The 16,020-nt window shown below is 67.0% G+C and carries 16 protein-coding genes and 1 tRNA gene; 4 read left to right on the forward strand and 13 right to left on the reverse strand.

Annotated features, from left to right (window positions below):
• Nucleotides 1-58: 58 nt before the first annotated feature.
• From FVQ89_RS05220 to FVQ89_RS05240, 5 genes are all read right to left on the reverse strand, one after another.
• Nucleotides 59-883: an alpha/beta hydrolase gene (locus FVQ89_RS05220; RefSeq protein ID WP_147900819.1), complete on the reverse strand. Its 825-nt coding sequence runs from the start codon at nucleotides 881-883 to the stop codon at nucleotides 59-61.
• Nucleotides 884-924: 41 nt separating this feature from the next.
• Nucleotides 925-1,713: an SDR family NAD(P)-dependent oxidoreductase gene (locus FVQ89_RS05225; RefSeq protein WP_147900820.1), complete on the reverse strand. Its 789-nt coding sequence runs from the start codon at nucleotides 1,711-1,713 to the stop codon at nucleotides 925-927.
• A 20-nt stretch (nucleotides 1,714-1,733) separates the two neighbouring features.
• Nucleotides 1,734-2,591 carry a helix-turn-helix transcriptional regulator gene (locus tag FVQ89_RS05230; protein ID WP_187264915.1) on the reverse strand — a complete coding sequence of 286 codons (858 nt, stop codon included), beginning with the start codon at nucleotides 2,589-2,591 and terminating at the stop codon, nucleotides 1,734-1,736.
• Nucleotides 2,579-3,088 (reverse strand): hypothetical protein, encoded by a 510-nt coding sequence (locus FVQ89_RS05235; RefSeq protein ID WP_147900822.1) that lies wholly within the window; start codon nucleotides 3,086-3,088, stop codon nucleotides 2,579-2,581. Before FVQ89_RS05235 ends, FVQ89_RS05230 begins: the two co-directional genes overlap by 13 nt.
• A gap of 81 nt (nucleotides 3,089-3,169) precedes the next feature.
• Nucleotides 3,170-3,967 (reverse strand): helix-turn-helix transcriptional regulator, encoded by a 798-nt coding sequence (locus FVQ89_RS05240; protein WP_147900823.1) that lies wholly within the window; start codon nucleotides 3,965-3,967, stop codon nucleotides 3,170-3,172.
• A 132-nt stretch (nucleotides 3,968-4,099) separates the two neighbouring features.
• Here FVQ89_RS05240 and FVQ89_RS05245 point away from each other — a divergent pair, with 132 nt between their 5' ends.
• The 3 genes from FVQ89_RS05245 to FVQ89_RS05255 all read left to right on the forward strand — a co-directional run bounded on the left by FVQ89_RS05245 (nucleotide 4,100) and on the right by FVQ89_RS05255 (nucleotide 5,964).
• Complete coding sequence (locus tag FVQ89_RS05245; RefSeq protein WP_147900824.1) at nucleotides 4,100-4,588, forward strand: hypothetical protein; 489 nt, start codon at nucleotides 4,100-4,102, stop codon at nucleotides 4,586-4,588.
• 294 nt (nucleotides 4,589-4,882) lie between these two features.
• Nucleotides 4,883-5,104, forward strand: a complete 222-nt coding sequence (locus tag FVQ89_RS05250; protein WP_147900825.1) for a hypothetical protein — start codon at nucleotides 4,883-4,885, stop codon at nucleotides 5,102-5,104.
• Between the two features lie 233 nt (nucleotides 5,105-5,337).
• Nucleotides 5,338-5,964 (forward strand): uracil-DNA glycosylase, encoded by a 627-nt coding sequence (locus tag FVQ89_RS05255; RefSeq protein ID WP_255513430.1) that lies wholly within the window; start codon nucleotides 5,338-5,340, stop codon nucleotides 5,962-5,964.
• Between the two features lie 411 nt (nucleotides 5,965-6,375).
• Here FVQ89_RS05255 and FVQ89_RS05260 read toward each other — a convergent pair whose 3' ends face one another.
• A complete protein-coding gene (locus tag FVQ89_RS05260) occupies nucleotides 6,376-7,497 on the reverse strand; it encodes a TIGR02391 family protein (RefSeq protein WP_147900826.1) in 1,122 nt (373 codons plus the stop codon).
• Between the two features lie 78 nt (nucleotides 7,498-7,575).
• Nucleotides 7,576-7,651: transfer RNA gene (locus FVQ89_RS05265), tRNA-Lys, on the reverse strand.
• 56 nt (nucleotides 7,652-7,707) lie between these two features.
• On the opposite strand from FVQ89_RS05265, the gene FVQ89_RS05270 reads away from it, so the two are divergent.
• On the forward strand, nucleotides 7,708-8,337 hold the full coding sequence (locus tag FVQ89_RS05270) for a DNA-directed RNA polymerase subunit beta (RefSeq protein WP_147900827.1): 630 nt from the start codon (nucleotides 7,708-7,710) through the stop codon (nucleotides 8,335-8,337).
• Between the two features lie 398 nt (nucleotides 8,338-8,735).
• On the opposite strand, the gene pstB is transcribed toward FVQ89_RS05270, so the two are convergent.
• The 6 genes from pstB to FVQ89_RS05300 form a co-directional block, all read right to left on the reverse strand.
• Entirely contained in the window at nucleotides 8,736-9,515 is a 780-nt protein-coding gene (gene pstB, locus FVQ89_RS05275) for a phosphate ABC transporter ATP-binding protein PstB (protein ID WP_147900828.1), read from the reverse strand.
• 21 nt (nucleotides 9,516-9,536) lie between these two features.
• Complete coding sequence (gene pstA, locus FVQ89_RS05280; RefSeq protein ID WP_147900829.1) at nucleotides 9,537-10,622, reverse strand: phosphate ABC transporter permease PstA; 1,086 nt, start codon at nucleotides 10,620-10,622, stop codon at nucleotides 9,537-9,539.
• Nucleotides 10,622-11,560, reverse strand: coding sequence for a phosphate ABC transporter permease subunit PstC (gene pstC / locus FVQ89_RS05285; protein WP_147900830.1), 939 nt, complete (start codon nucleotides 11,558-11,560; stop codon nucleotides 10,622-10,624). Before pstC ends, pstA begins: the two co-directional genes overlap by 1 nt.
• Nucleotides 11,561-11,651: 91 nt before the next feature.
• Nucleotides 11,652-12,740 carry a phosphate ABC transporter substrate-binding protein PstS gene (gene pstS, locus FVQ89_RS05290; RefSeq protein ID WP_147900831.1) on the reverse strand — a complete coding sequence of 363 codons (1,089 nt, stop codon included), beginning with the start codon at nucleotides 12,738-12,740 and terminating at the stop codon, nucleotides 11,652-11,654.
• Between the two features lie 169 nt (nucleotides 12,741-12,909).
• Nucleotides 12,910-13,851 (reverse strand): NUDIX domain-containing protein, encoded by a 942-nt coding sequence (locus FVQ89_RS05295; RefSeq protein WP_147900832.1) that lies wholly within the window; start codon nucleotides 13,849-13,851, stop codon nucleotides 12,910-12,912.
• The gene (locus FVQ89_RS05300) at nucleotides 13,848-16,019 is read right to left on the reverse strand and encodes an RNA degradosome polyphosphate kinase (protein WP_147900833.1); all 2,172 of its coding nucleotides are present in this window, start codon (nucleotides 16,017-16,019) and stop codon (nucleotides 13,848-13,850) included. Before FVQ89_RS05300 ends, FVQ89_RS05295 begins: the two co-directional genes overlap by 4 nt.
• Nucleotide 16,020 lies beyond the last annotated feature (1 nt).

The following is a 16,020-nucleotide window of genomic DNA, read 5'->3' on the forward strand; positions in this document are numbered from 1 at the left end:
GCCGCGACCCCGCGATGGAGTGGATTCGCGGGGTCGCGGTGAGTCGGCCGGGGCTCTCTTACGCAGTGGCGGGGGTCGGCGTCAGCGCCTTCTCCTCCAGCCACGCGAGAACGTCATCGGCGACGTCGCGCCAGCCACTGTCGAGAGTGAGGGAGTGTCCCTTGCCCGGGTACTCGTGCAGGTCGGTGACCGATGAGGGGTTGTCGGCGTAGAGCTTCGCAACCTGCTTGGTGACGACGAGCGGCACGACGTGATCCTCCGTCCCCGCGCCGAGGAGCAGTGGGCCGCGCACCGCGTGGTGGGTGTCCACCGCAGCGGGCGAGTTCCTGGTGAACGCCGCCGTCGCATCCTCGAAGAGCGGTCGACCGGGCCCGGGGATCATGACGGACTCGAAGATGGCGTTGCACTCCGCTTCGTCGATCTTGTTGCCGAAGCTGTAGTGGAACTCCTTCGCGGTGAGCGCCACCGTGCGCTTCTTGTTCGCCGGGTTCTTCAGCACCGGGAGTCCGGACTTGAGCTGCGAGAACGGGAGCGCCGTCACACCCTTGATCGGAGCCGGGTCGATCGCGGCCGCGCCGCGCACGAGGTCGTGTGCGAGCAGCTCCTGGGCGATGAGCCCACCGAAGGAGTGCCCAATGGCGATCGGCTTGGTGTCGAGTCCGCGGATGATGTCGGCGTAGTGGTCGAAGATCTGGGCGATCCCCACGCCGTCCATGCCGCTCGGCTCCTCCCGCGTGGCGGCGACCGTGTCCTTGTCGCCCGGCCAGCCGGGGGCGATCGAGGTGTAGCCCTTCGTGGCGAAGAGATCCTGCCAGGGCTGCCACGACGAGGCGTGAACCCATAGGCCGTGGATGAAGACGACATCCGGTGAGGTGTTCGACATGGTGTTCTCCTTGTGAGTTGTGCGATGGGAGGGATTACAGGTCAGAGCGTTTTGATGAGGCCGCCGTCGATCAGGAAGTCGGAGCCGGTCACGTTGCCGGCCCGGCCGCTCGCGAGCACGAGCGCGAGGTCGGCGACCTCCGCGGGCTCGGTGAACCGCCCTGTGGAGAACCCGCCCTGGGCTGCGATGACCGTGTCGCGTGCGCTCGCGAAGTCGACGCCGAGCTGCGCGGCCGCCGTCGCGGCGACGCCGTGTTCGCCCAACCACAGATCGGTTGCGACCGGCCCCGGGCTGATGCTGTTGAACCGGATGTTGCGGGGGCCGAACTCCTTCGAGAGCGCTTTGGAGAGGTTCCAGACGGATGCCTTGGCGGCGGAATAGTCGATCACCCCGGGGTCGGGGAGGAAGGCATTCACCGAGCTGATCGTCACCACGCTGCCCCCGCCCCGGGCGACCAGCTCGGGGATCGCGGCGCGCGACATCCGCAGCATGGAGAAGAAGCAGACCTCGAACGTGCGTCGCCACGCGCCGTCGTCGATCGCGAGGAATCCCTCGTCGCGCAGGGTGACGGCGCCGACGTTGTTCACGAGGATGTCGAGGCCACCCTGCGCACGGGCGGCCGATACGAGCTGTTCGGGCGCCTCCGGGTCGGTGAGGTCGACCGACACGAACGTCACGGCGTCACCTAGCGCTGCGAGGGCGGGCGTCGTCGATCGTGATCCGGCGATCACGTGCACGCCCTCCGCGACGAGCGCCGTCGTCACCGCGAGGCCGATGCCCCGTCCGGCGCCGGTGACGATCGCATTCTTGCCGTCGAGTTCGAGGTCCATGCGGCGAGGCTACGGAGGCCTCAGAGGGTGGTCGTGTCCCTGCTCTTCCTGGGTGTGACACGGTCAGCCTCGGCGGCGATGACCGAGAGCATCTGCAGCTTCTCGGCTGACGGCCCACCGGGGGCGGGGATGTACATCCCGAGCACCTGCCCGCCGGTGCCGGGCAATTGGAACGTCTGGTGTCGTAGCTCGATGAGTCCCACCTCGGCGTGACTGAACGTCGACGGGTGCCCGCCGGGCATCCGGCTCTCGTGGCGCTCCCACAGCTCGTCGAACTCGGGCGCCATCTCGTGCAGATCGGCGAGCAGCGCGGTCATCCTCGGGCCGTCGTCGTACGGATCGACGGTGGCGCGCAGGAACGCCACGGCACGGCGTGCGGTGACCCACCAGTACGCGTCTCGGGGCACCTGCGGATTGAACATGAGCTTCACCAGGTTGTTGCCCACGCGGAACCCCGGGGTGAGCACCTCGGCGAGCCGGTTGACGTAGAGGATGTCGAGGTAGCGCGTCGTGATGTGCGCCGGAACCGAGGGGAGTGAGGTGAGCAATCCGATCAGACTCGGACTGACGACCTCATCGGCCGCGGCGATCGGGACGATCGGTGGGCGGGCGAGCCGGTGGAGATGCGCGACCCCGTCAGCGTCGAGCGCGAGAGCGCGAGCCACCCCGTCGAGGACGGCGGCCGACGGATGCAGCTCGCGGCCCTGCTCGAGCTTGAGGTAGTAGTCGCTGCTGATCCCGGCGACGAGTGCGACCTCTTCGCGGCGAAGGCCCGCCACACGGCGAGGTGAGGAGCCGCGTGGAAGGCCTATCTGCTCGGGCTCGACGAGTGCCCGGCGGGCGCGCAGGAATTGCGCCAGCGGATTCACGTGATCCACGGTTCGCCTTTCGATACCAACTCGAACAGGCGCTTCTCAGACGTACTGCCTGGTTCGGCGTGCCCGATCACGAGGGAGCTATCGCTGTCCGGTACGCGCATCACCTCGTAGGTGATGGTCAGGCGGCCGACCTCGGGATGATCCATCGGCACGTGCAGCGCGTAGTCGTCGGGGAGAACACCTTCGCTCCACGCGCGCCGGAATTCCTCGCTGCGCCGTTCGAGCTCCGTGCGCAACCGATCGATGCGGGTGTCGTCGGGCGAGGAATCGTGGTGCGCCTCTTTCAACAGGCTCACCATGCGTGCCGACACCTCGCCCCAGCGGGGCAGGGTGCGGCGCGCTCGCTCGTTGTCGAAGAGCGCGGAAGCGAGGTTGGTGCCGACCGTGAAACTGGGGGAGATCGCGCGGGCGAGCACATTGGAGGCGATCACGTCCCAGCTGCCGTTCACGACGACCGCCGGCGTGGTGGTCAGCGACTCCACGAGCTCGGCGAGCAATGGATTGACCCGGTCCATGGCGGCGAGCCTAATCTTCGGGTGGAGTTCCGAAGAGGGCCCTGTCGCACCCAGTCATGTGGGCTACTCGCCGAGCGAGCGCAGCACCTCGGCCTCGGGCGTGCCCGGGTCGGCGTAGTGCGCGACGAGTGTCAGACGCTCGTTTCCCGGTACGGCGAGGCTCTGCCACTTGAGAGTGAGCATCCGACCGAGCGAGGGCACGTACGTCGCGTTGACGCCGCTGGACTGCATGGAGACGTCGTGGCGTTCCCAGAGTCGTGCGAAATCCGGCTCCCTGACGAGAAGGCGTCCAACCAGTTCGTGCAGGCGCGGGTCGTTCGGGTCGCAGCGCTCGCGCAGAGCGGAGATGCCGAGTGCGACGTGCTCCTCCCACCTCGGGAGGTTGGCGCGGGCCTCGTCGGTGAACAGCGCGTCGAACAGGTTCCATCCGACGGTACCGAAGGCGAAGATCCGGCTGGCGCGGTCGTTCACGGCAAGCACGTCGTGGCAGGAGCTGATCACGTAGGCGGCGGTCTCCTCGAAGCCGTCGAGGAAGACGAAGACCTCGTCGTCGAGCGAGCCGGGGAGCGGGGCGAACGACGGAAGCGGCGGCGGGTCAGCGATGCGGTGCAGGTATGCGGTTGCCACCTCGTCGAGATTGAGGGCTCTCGCGAGAGACCGCAGCACCTGATCCGAGGGGTGAGTGTCGCGACCCTGTTCGAGCCGCAGGTAGTACTCCGGGCTGATCCCGGCGAGCCGTGCAACCTCTTCTCGGCGCAGACCGTCGACGCGACGACCGGTCTCAATCGGCAAGCCGACGTCGCTTGGCCGGACGGTCTGCCGGCGCGCCCGCAGGTAGTTGCCCAGCTCATTGATGGCCACGACTCAAGAGGGTAGGAGGTCGCGGCCGTCGGCGGTAGGGGCCACTCTTGCCACAGCAGCGCCATCACCCGTTACAAGTTCTGGCACGCTGGCTTCAGAAAGTGGGGGTGATGTCCCGTGCTAACGAAGCGTGTGATCGAGGTCATGACGCCGGAGTCGTTGCCGTTCACCACGATTCTCTGCGGAGTACGACGGTCGCTGTTCGATGTCGAAGATTTGGCCGTGATCGAGGCGCATTTCGGGGCCGATATTTTCACGGCCTATTCGGGGCATGACGGCGGGCGGACGCTTCAAACGCCGCCCCAGCGATTCGAACTACTTGAGAGTGCCGCGATTTCGAAGTGGCCGTACGACGCCGATCTGTGGGATCCGAGTCTGGACGGACATCTGCAGGTGTGGGCTTTCCTGCTGCTGGCGAGCATCGCAGACCGGTGGGGTGCCGAGGACGATCTTCGAGAGGGGGTCGGCGAGGTCGTCGAGACCCTCAACTGGGTCGATGAACTTCACTACTTGGTCTTCTACGCACGGAATTCGAAGTTGAAGAACGACGCGGCCACGATCCGGCAGGAACTCGCGGATTGGGTTCGCACGAATGCAGGACGGTACGGGCGACTGCAATGATCAGCATCGGGTGGTGTTTCTTGTGATCATCGTGGGCGTGGTGGCACTCGCAATGGCTGTTGTGTGTGTGCTGGCTGCTGGACCAGGGATGGACGTACAGCGAGAACTGTTCACGAGCCCTTGGGGGAGGCGGCCGCCGGATGGGCTGATGAGGTTCGCTGACATCATCTGCGCCATCGGCGCCTTGGGGATCGCCGCTCTGGCGATCACGTCGATCGTTGCATCGGGAGACTTGTTCGGAACCTGGTCCGTTTCTCCGCAGTAGGAGGCGGCCACCGATCGTGGAGGTATGTCGTGGACGCGCGCAAGGTGGCGAAACGGATTCGCATGGAGGGGCGCTTCAGCTCGTTCATACCTCTCGTCATGCTCATCATCGTCGTAGCTCTGGGGCTCGCTTCGAATGGCGGTGAGGCCCCTGCCTTCTGGCTCATCGGCAGCGCACTTTTCGGCGTAGTGTTCATCATTCGCATCGTGCGGGCGTGGGTGCGACCGCGCGAAGGGCAGCAAGAGGAATAACACCCAATAGCGTGGTGGGTCCGGTGGGGCTCGAACCCACGACCCGCGGATTAAAAGGCCGTGGTTTGTGTCGCGCCAAGCTACACCTTGGCACGCCCGTCCACCGCGAGCCGCCACTACACCACTGGATACCGGGCAACGTGGCGGGGGGCGGGGGTGTTCGGCGGCGGGCTTCGGTGCGTGTCGGTGGGGCAGGGTTGGAGGGGTTGTCGAGGGGTCGATAGCATTCCGCAATGTTCTTGCCGCACGCTCGAGGCTTCGGCGATCCCGCTCGCGTGCAGGAGCGCAAGGCGATGCTCGCCTCGGAGGAATCGGTGCAGGCTCTCGAGGCATGGCGCGAGGAAGTGGCGGCGCGTCGTGGCGTCTACATTCCGCACTTCGATCCGGCGGACGCAGGAGCCGAAGCGCGCGTTCTGCTGGTCATGGAGGCGCCAGGGCCTATGACCAACGCCAATACTGGTCTGCCTGGTTCTGGCTTCATCTCGGTCGACAACGACGATCAGACCGCTGGAAACGTTTGGAAGGGTCGCAACGCCGTCGGTCTGCACCACGGGATGCTCCACTGGAACATCGTTCCCTGGTACCTCGGCGTTGCCAGCCTGAAGCCGACGGACCGCGAACTTGAGCAGGGCGGTGCAGAGGCAATGAGCCTCCTGAAGCTTCTGCCCAACGTGACCGTCGTGTTGCTGGCCGGCGAGTACGCCCAGCGTGGCTGGCGCGACTACGTCGCTCCAAACCTCGACAACGATCCGTTCCCGATCGGTTTACCCCATCCGAGCGCGCAATCGCTGAACAGGTCAGGCGCGAGGGACCGATTCGCTGCCGCACTCCAGAAGGCCAAACGTCGTATTGACCCGTAAGGTAGCTCGGCTATGACGGACGACGCTGCGGACAGGCGATTCGCTGAGCAACGCGCCTACGACCGGTTCCTGAGTGACTTTGCGGCTCGGCATTGGGTCGATCTGGAGGTCGCCTACGACTGGCCAGCTGAGGTCGATGCTGCGCTGCAAGACGAGTCCCGGCGGTTCTTCGACGCTCGACGCGCTCTTGACGATCTATCTGGGACGCCGAACTGTCCGGGGCGCCTGACGCCGCTCGTATTGGGCGAGAGCCGCGTCGACACATGGGCCTTTAACGAGTGCGGTCTGGTTCGAACCCACTAGTCGAGCAGGACCTAGAAGAGCTCCCTAACGCTCACTCTCAGCGCCGACGCGAGTCGGTGAATGTTGTCGAGGCTGATGTGGTGAGGGATGGACAAGGATACGGATGCGCTACGTCGAAACTCGATCCGGATGCTCGTATCGGATTTGCGTCAAGAGCAGACTGCCCAGACCCAGCACTCCCAGGGCGTACTGTCGCGCGTCGTCCCGGTCGTTGACGTGGTGGCGATCGACATTCCCCACTGCCTGGGCAAGACCCATGCCTAAGTGGAGCCAGCCTTGGGTCTCGCTTGGCTGTGCGCCGAGAGCCAGCGGCCCACCTTCGTTCAGTGCCTTCGCGTAGAGTCCGTGCCCCACGATCTTGCGGTCAACTCCAGACCAGCGGCGTACCTTGTCTTCCACGAAGATGGCGACCTGGGCCGCAACCTTGTCCCAGTCCTCGCTCTCTATCGAACGTCGGACGTATTCCCAAAGCGCAGCGTCGTGATCAGCCGGTCTCACGTTCGATACGTCCGCGTCGGGAGGCGTCGAGGGCGCATCTACATACCGGTCCGGCTCCGGCGTGAAGCGCGCCTCCAAGTCAGCTTGATTGATGTAGTCGGCGTAGTCGTACGCGGTATTCATCTGGAGGTAGCGACGTAGACCGTTGCTCCGTAGGCGTACTGTCCACCCTTCCGCGGTGTCAAACAGCGCCAGTGGAGTGTCGTACTCGCGCTGGAGGATACGCCCCACTGCCCGATGGGCCAGCGCGAACGGTCGGTTGCGAGACAAGCTGTCGAGGTCTCGCGTGAACTGGCCGAGCGGAACTTCCACGTCCTCGACGCGAGACGGGGTGACAGTCACTTGCCCCTCGGCAATCGCGAGAGCGCGAAGGACTCCGACAAGCTCGTCGGCTGTCTGCCTGTACGCGGGATTGCGCGCGCCCAGATACGCGAGCCCGACGATAGTCAGACCGACCGCTTCGTTCTGGCTCGGCTCGGTTGTGTTCCAGTCGCTGCGCCAAACCAGGCCATACGGTTTCGAACCCGGATAGGTCGGTCCGGCTGTGGGCAGCGTCTCGAGAATCGCGGCCGCGGACTTGTCAGGGTGTGCCTTCTCGAACTCCCGCTGCACCCAACCCCAAACAGGCCAATCTGCCTGGCGAAGCCGCGCGCTGAACGGATGCACGATCTGTGCAAGCAGGTCCATGTGGGCGTCCGGCAGCGTGGCGTCGGGATCGAACGGAGTGGACATAGCGAGCTCGCGGAGAGGGTTCGGAGGGGTTGCGGCCTCTGAAGTTATCCGAGAACCAGGCGAGATGCCAACGAATTGTGGTGGGCCCGGTGGGGCTCGAACCCACGACCCGCGGATTAAAAGTCCGATGCTCTACCGACTGAGCTACAGGCCCGTCCTTCCAGGGTAGTGCGCCAGCGGGCTGTCGCACTCGTCGGCGACAATGGTCGGATGGCCGACGACTTCCGCAAGCCCGTGCTCTTCGGTGGGCGCGAGTTCGAGGCGTTCGCAGGCTCCCGCGACCCCGCGGCCACTCTGCGGATCGCACATGACACGGCGCGCGCTCTGCTCACGCGGGTTCGCGACAGCGACGACCCGAGCGTGCTCGATCGCGCCGTCCGATTCGTCGACGAGAACGGCATCGACGCGCTCGCCGAGCTGTGGGCCGTTGCGGGCCCGCACACCCTCCCCGGGGCGATGTGGCGCATCTACCTACTGCACGCGATGATCCGGCAGGATCCGGAGGGCACCGCCCAGCTGTTCCAGCGCGGCACCGAGGTGCTCCCCACGATCGACCCGGTGGTGGCAGGCGCGCCCGCGCCCGCCGGGCCGCAGGAGGTGCTGGAGCTCGCCGACCGCATCCTTCGCGGAGCTTTCGACGGCGAGCTCGCCTACGCGCTCGAGCGTGCCGCGGCGTTCTGCCGCGTGGAGGCCGCGGGAGCCCTGAGCGTCGCCGACGATCAGGACGCGGCCGCCCCCGAGCGCTCGAAGCGTCTCACCACGCAGGCATCCCGTCTGGCATCCACCGCGGAAGAACTCTCCGCCTGCGCGGGCCTCGCCCGCGACGGCGCCCTCGACTGATCCCCTCGGATCTGACCTTGAGCCCTTTCGGGCTCCGTCGCTACCCGATCTCTCCGTCAGAAATGCAGGAGATCTGCCGAGTGACATCCGTTGTGTCCGCGATCTGCTCGGGTTCCGGCCCGAATCTCCTGCATTTCTGACGGAGAGATCGGGTCGGAACAGGAGGTCGGGGCTCAGGGGGCAGAGGATGGCCCAGGAGGGCGGGGGAGGGGAACAGTCTCCCCGATCTGCGAGCCCACCGCGGCCGTGGTTAAACTGGAACAGCCGGGCCGCAGTAACCCCGGGCTCCAACTTCAGCCGCTTCGAGCGGCCTTCCGCCGAGAGGCGTTCTGCGGTCCGGCACCCTCATATCCAGGGGCATCACAGCACGGAGCCAGGGCGCACAGCGCCCGCCCCGCTCACCCGAACTTGCCGGAGACGTAGTCCTCGGTGGCCTCGACCGACGGGTTCGAGAAGATCGTCGTGGTGTCGTCGTATTCGATGAGCTTGCCCGGCTTGCCGGTGCCCTCGATGTTGAAGAACGCGGTCTTGTCCGACACCCGCGACGCCTGCTGCATGTTGTGGGTGACGATCACGATGGTGTACTCGGTCTTGAGGTCCTCGATGAGGTCCTCGATGGCGAGGGTCGAAATCGGGTCGAGGGCCGAGCACGGCTCGTCCATCAGGATGACCTCGGGCGACACGGCGATGGTGCGCGCGATGCACAGACGCTGCTGCTGGCCACCGGAGAGGCCCGAGCCCGGCTTGTCGAGGCGGTCCTTCACCTCGTTCCAGAGGTTCGCACCCACGAGCGACTTCTCGACGAGTTCATCGGCCTCGGGCTTCGAGATCTTCTTGTTGTTGAGCCGCACACCGGCGAGCACGTTCTCGCGGATCGACATCGTCGGGAACGGGTTCGGCCGCTGGAACACCATGCCCACCTGTCGCCGCACAAGCACCGGGTCGACGCCGGGTCCGTAGAGGTTGTTGCCGTCGATGAGCACCTCGCCGTCGACCCGCGCACCCGGGATCACCTCGTGCATGCGGTTGAGGGTGCGGATGAAGGTCGACTTGCCGCAGCCCGACGGGCCGATGAAGGCCGTTACGGTGCGGGGTTCGATCGTCAGGCTCACACCTTCGACTGCTCGGAAGTTTCCGTAGTAGACGTCGAGGTCGCGGACTTCGATGCGCTTGGACACGTGGGTTCCTTCGGTTGCGGGTCAGCGCCCGAGCTTGGGCGAGAAGTAGTGGGAGACGATGCGCGCGATGGCGTTCAGCAGCGCGACGATGAGGATGAGGGTGAGCGCACCGGCCCACGCGCGGTCGAAGTACGCCTGGGCGTCAGTGCCCGGACTGACGTACTGGGTGTAGACGAAAACGGGGAGCGACATCATCCGCTCCGAGAACGGGTTGTAGTTCATCGAGGCGGTGAACCCGGCGACGATGAGAAGCGGCGCGGTCTCGCCGATCACGCGTGCGATGGAGAGCATGACGCCCGTCGTGATGCCCGCGACGGAGGTCGGCAGTACGACCTTCGTGATGGTGCGCCACTTCGGCACCCCGAGAGCATACGAGGCCTCGCGCAGCTCGTTCGGCACGAGCCGCATGATCTCCTCGCTCGAACGCACGACCACAGGGATCATCAGGATCGAGAGAGCGACGGATCCGGCGAAGCCCATCCGCACTCCTTCGCCGAAGAAGAGGGCGAAGAGCGCGTAGGTCGCGAGGCCGGCGACGATCGACGGGATGCCCGTCATCACATCCACGAGGAACGTGATCGCCCGGGCCATCTTCCCGGTGCCGTACTCGACAAGGTACACGGCGGTCATGAGGCCGACGGGGATCGAGATCACCGCGGCGAGCCCCGTGATGAGCAGCGTTCCGACGATCGCGTGGAGCGCACCGCCGCCCGCGCCGACCACGTTGCGCATCGAGCTGGTCAGGAAGGTGCCGTTCATCAGGGTCGGGGTGCCGTTCACCACGACGGTGAGTGTGAGCCACACGAGTGGGATGAGTGCGAGCACGAACGCGGCGATCACCAGCGACGTGACAAGACGGTTGACCGCCTGGCGCCCGCCTTCGACGAGGCGGGCGATGAACCAGTTCGCTGCGACGAACAGCACGGCGCCGACGATCGTGGCGAGGATCCAGTTGAACTCACCGCCGTCGGCCATCGACATCAGCCAGAAGGCGCCGAGCGAGACGAGGAGGGCGATCGCGAGGGTCACGCCCGGCATCCACCGGGGCAGCTTGCCTGCGGTGTAGGAGTTCACGACGGTACGGGGGGAGTTGTCGACTGCGGTCATCAGTTGGCTCCCGAGAAGTCCTTGCGGCGGGCGATCGCCCACCGCGCCGCCGAGTTCACGGCGAAGGTGATGACGAAGAGGATGAGGCCCGTCGCGATCAGCACGTTGACGTAGCTGCCGTGCGCTTCGGGGTAGTTCAGGGCGATGTTCGCGGGGATGGTCGTGGGGTTCTGCGGCCCGGTCAACACGATGCTGATCACCGCCGCGGGCGAGAGCACCATCGCTACCGCCATCGTCTCGCCCAGCGCCCGCCCGAGGCCGAGCATGATCGCCGAGATGACACCGGGGCGGCCGAACGGCAGCACCGCCATTCGGATCATCTCCCACCGGGTGGCTCCGAGGGCGAGCGCGGCCTCTTCGTGCAGCTTCGGCGTCTGCAGGAATACCTCGCGGGAAAGCGCGGTGATGATCGGCAGGATCATGACGGCGAGCACGATTGCCACGGTGAGGATCGTGCGGCCCGTGCCGGAGACGGGCGGTGCGAACAGCGGGATCCAGCCGAGGTTGTCGACGAGCCACACGTATGCCGGCTGGATCGACGGGGCGAGAACCCCGGCGCCCCAGAGGCCGTAGACGACGGATGGCACGGCGGCCAGGAGGTCGATCGTGTAGCCGAGCCCCTGCGCGAGTCGGCGGGGGGCGTAGTGCGAAATGAAGAGCGCGATTCCGAGAGCGATCGGGACGGCGATGAGGAGCGCCAGGGCGGCTGCCCACACGGTTCCGAAGACGAGGGGCCCGACGTACTGCCAGAAGCTGTCCGGCTGCCCCTTGATCTCAGCAGGGTCGATCAGGAATGCGGGGATGGACTGCGCGATGAGGAAGATCGCGACGCCCGCGAGGACGAGGAGGATGAACCCGCCGGCGGCGAGCGCTGCGCCGGAGAACAGGGTGTCGCCGAGCCGCCTCTTGGCGGTGATCCGGGCCGGGGCGGCGGTCATGCGTTCCTCGTCGTCTAGGTCGGTGTCGGATTCAGTGTGTCGGGCTGCGGCTCCCGGTGCAATGCCCGGAAGCCGCAGCCCGACGTGGTGCTTACTTGATCGACGCGATCGCGTCGGCGACCTTCGCGGAGAGGTCGTCCGAGAGCGGCGCAGCACCGGCCGACTCGGCGGCGACCTGCTGGCCCTCGGCGCTCGTGATGTAGCCGATGTAGGCCTTCACGAACTCCGCCTTCGCCGCGTCGGCGTACTCCTGGCAGACGATGCTGTAGGAGACGAGCACGAGCGGGTAGTGGCTCGGGTCGGTCGTGGTGCGGTTGAGCTGGAACGCGAGGTCGTTCGCGTCGCGGCCCTCGATGAGCGGCGAGTCAGCGACGACGGCGGCAGCGGCCTCCGGCGTGTAGTTCACGAACTCGTCGCCGACCTTGATGGCGGCGGTGCCGAGCGAGCCGGCCTTCGACGCGTCCGCGTAGCCGATGGTGCCGGTGCCGTTGGTCACGGCGTCGACCACACCGGAGGTGCTCTGCGCACCCTCACCGGACTGGTACGGGAAGGTGTCGGCCGGGTCGGCGTCCCAGACCTCGGGGGCGACCTTGTTCAGGTAGTCCGCGAAGTTCTTGGTGGTGCCGGAGTCGTCCGAACGGTGCACGGCGGTGATTGCCAGGTCGGGGAACGTGGTGCCCTCGTTGAGCGCCGCGATCGCCGGGTCGTTCCAGTTGGTGATGTCGCCCTTGAAGATCTTCGCGAGGGTGGCGGCGTCGAGGTTGAGCTCGTCGACCCCCTCGATGTTGAAGATCACCGCGATGGGCGAGATGTAGGTGGGGATGTCGAGCGCCTTGGTGTCGGCGGCGCAGGTCGCGAAGTCCCCGGCGAGCTCGTCGTCCGAGAGCGCGGAGTCGGAACCGGCCCAGTCGGAGCCGCCGGCGATGAAGGTGTCGCGGCCGGCACCCGAACCGCTCGGCTCGTAGTTGATGGTGACGTCCGGGTTGGCCGTCTGGAAGGCGGCGATCCAGGCCTCCTGTGCGGAGCCCTGGGACGAGGCGCCGGCACCGTTGAAGGTGCCGGAGAGGTCGCTGGTGGTCTCGCCGTCACCGGACGGCGTCTCGTTCGCTGCGCAGGACGAGAGGGCGAGGGCGCCCGCAAGCGCGAGGGCGGCGATGCCGCCGATACGCGTGATCTTCACTGTGTTCCCTTCGGGAATGTCGGTCAGGTTCGAGGCTCTTGGTGGCCTCGGGGGCGACGCTACGAATCGACGGTGACCAGGTTCGACGGGAATGGTGAACGGGAGGTGAACGAGCGGTCAACAAAGCGGACCGTCGCCGGGGGTGCGGATCGCGCGAAACGCGCGCCGCTCAGGCGGTGGGCCCGTGGACCTCGACCGCGACGATCCCGGATTCGGGATCGTCCACCGGCACGTGCAGCACGGCGTACTCGGAGGTCGCGAGCGCCGCGGCGCGTTGCAGCTTCGAGCTGCCCTCGGTGCCGGTCAGCTCGGCGACGGCGGAGATGATCTGCGGCAACACGGGTCCGTGGCTGCACAGCACCGCGGTCTCGCGCGCGGCGATCCGCTCGGCCACGAACTCGCGCACGGCCTTGCCGCCCGAACGGTAGGCGTCCTGGCTGATGACGTGCTCGTCATCGACGTCGACTCCAGTGAGGCGCGCGGTCGGCGCGATGGTGCGGATGCAGCGCTCGGCCGTGGAGCTGATCAGCGTGCGCGGGCGGAACGCTGCGACGCCGTGGGAGACGCTCATCGCCTGGTCGATGCCCCGCTGCATGAGGGGGCGGGTCGCATCCGGTCCGTCCCAGTCCTCCGCCGGAACCGCTTTGCCGTGCCGCAACGCGATGATCGCGAAGGTGCGGGCGCGGCCCTTTTCGAAGAGCTCACGGAACCGCTCGACGATGTCGAGGTCGTGCGGGTAGCTCAGCACCTTGCGGGCCTTCTTCAGACCCACCCAGTGCAGTTCCTCGATCTCGTCGTTCGAGGCGAAGGTCGAGTTCGCGATCGCGTCGGCGCTCACCTCGCCCGCCCAGTAGTACACCTGCTTGTCGCGCCCGCTCGGCAGCTGGTACTCGACCACACCGAGCGGCGCGCCGAGCGCGATGATGAGGCCCGTCTCTTCCGCGATCTCGCGGACGGCCGTCTCGGGAAGCGTCTCGCCCGGGTCGAGCTTGCCCTTCGGGAGCGAGATGTCCTTGTGCTGGGTGCGGTGCACGAGCAGCACCTTGGGCTTGCCCTTCTTCGACACGCGCCAGCACACGGCGCCCGCGGCGAGCTGCGGGGCCGGGCTCATCGGCCGCCCCGCCGACGGCTCGTGACCTGCCGCCACCGTTCGCCCTGCAGATCGCGCAGCGGCTCGCCATCCGCGTCGCGGTCGTGGCGGGTCCAGGTGCCGTCGTCCTCGAGGTGCCAGGACGCCGTGCCCGGATCCATCGCGAGGTCGAACAGCTCGTCCGCCTCTTCGACGTGCTCGGGTCGGGCAAGGCGCACGAGCGCCTCGACTCGCCTGTCGAGGTTGCGGTGCATCATGTCGGCGCTGCCGATGAACACCTGCGGCTCGCCGCCGTTCCAGAACGCGAAGATGCGCGAGTGCTCGAGGTAGCGGCCCAGGATGCTGCGCACGCGGATGTTCTCGCTGAGGCCGGGAACCCCGGGGCGCAGCGAGCAGATGCCGCGCACCCACACCTCCACGGGCACTCCCGCCTGGCTCGCCCGGTACAGCGCGTCGATGATGGCCTCGTCGACCATCGAGTTGACCTTGATCCGGATGCGGGCGGGCTTGCCGGCGCGCGCCGCCTCGGCCTCCGCGTCGATCCGCTTGAGGAGACCCGCGCGCAGATGCAGCGGGGCGACCAGCAGCCGCTTGAACTTCTTCTCGATCGCGTATCCCGATAGCTCGTTGAAGAGGCGCGTGAGATCCTTGCCGACGGTGTCGTCGGCGGTGAGCAGCCCGAGGTCTTCGTAGATGCGGCTCGTCTTGGGGTTGTAGTTGCCGGTGCCGATGTGGCTGTAGTGCTTGAGGGTGCCGCCCTCCTGCCGCACCACGAGCGCGAGCTTGCAGTGGGTCTTGAGCCCCACGAGCCCGTACACGACGTGCACGCCGGCCTTCTCGAGCTTGCGCGCCCACGAGATGTTCGCCTGCTCGTCGAAGCGCGCCTTGATCTCGACGAGCGCCAGCACGGCCTTGCCCGCCTCGGCGGCGTCGATGAGGGCCTCGACGATCGGGCTGTCACCGCTCGTGCGGTACAGGGTCTGCTTGATGGCGAGCACGTTCGGGTCGGCGGCGGCCTGCTCGAGGAAGGACTGCACGCTCGTCGCAAACGACTCGTACGGGTGGTGCAGCAGGATGTCGCCGCGGCTGATGGAGGCGAAGATGTCGGCCTTCTCGGTCGGCTCGCTCGGCTGCAGGGCGACCGCGGTGGTGGGCACCTGTCGCGGGTAGCGCAGGTCCGGTCGGTCGAGCCCTGTGATCTCGAAGAGCCCGCCGAGGTCGAGCGGCGCAGGCAGGCGGTACACCTCGCGGTCGGTGATCCGCAGCTCCTGCATGAGCAGCCCGAGCGTCAGCTCGTCCATGTCGTCGGAGATCTCGAGGCGGATGGGCGAGCCGAAGCGGCGGCGCAGCAGCTCCTTCTCGAGCGCCTGCAGCAGGTTCTCGGTCTCGTCCTCCTCGACCACGACGTCCTCGTTGCGGGTCACCCGGAACTCGTGGTGCTCGAGCACCTCCATGCCGGGGAACAGCTCACCGAGGTGGTTCGCGATGAGGTCTTCCAGGGGGATGTAGCGCAGCACGCCGGAGTCGGCGTTCGGCAACTGCACGAAGCGCGGCAGGTTCTGCGGCATCTTGAGGCGCGCGAACTCCACCTTGCCGGTCTTGGGGTTGCGCACCCGGATCGAGAGGTTGAGCGAGAGCCCCGAGATGTACGGGAAGGGGTGCGCGGGGTCGACCGCGAGCGGCATGAGCACGGGGAAGATCTGGGTGAGGAAGATCTCGTTCAACGAGGCTCGGTCGGCCTCGTCGAGGTCGCTCCACCCCTCGACGTGGATACCGGCCTCGTCGAGGGCGGGCTTCACGAGGTCGCGGAATGCGCGCGCGTGCCGCTCCTGCAGCTCGTGCGCCCGATCCGAGATGTCGTTCAGCACGTCGACCGGCGCCCGCCCGACGTTGGTCGGCACGGCCAGCCCGGTGTCGATGCGGCGCTTGAGGCCCGCGACGCGCACCATGAAGAACTCGTCGAGGTTCGACGCGAAGATCGCGAGGAAGTTGGCGCGCTCCAGGAGCGGGAGGGAGTCGTCCTCGGCGAGCTCGAGCACGCGCTGGTTGAACGCGAGCCAGCTGATCTCGCGGTCGAGGAAGCGGTCGGGAGGCAACGTGCCGTCGTCGACAGGTGCCGGATCGGCCTCGTAGTCGTCGAGCAGATCGGCCGCGAGAGTCGCGTCGCCGAGCGGGCTGTTGGTCTCCATC

Source organism: Homoserinibacter sp. GY 40078 (assembly GCF_008017545.1).
Taxonomy (GTDB): Bacteria; Actinomycetota; Actinomycetes; order Actinomycetales; family Microbacteriaceae; genus Homoserinibacter.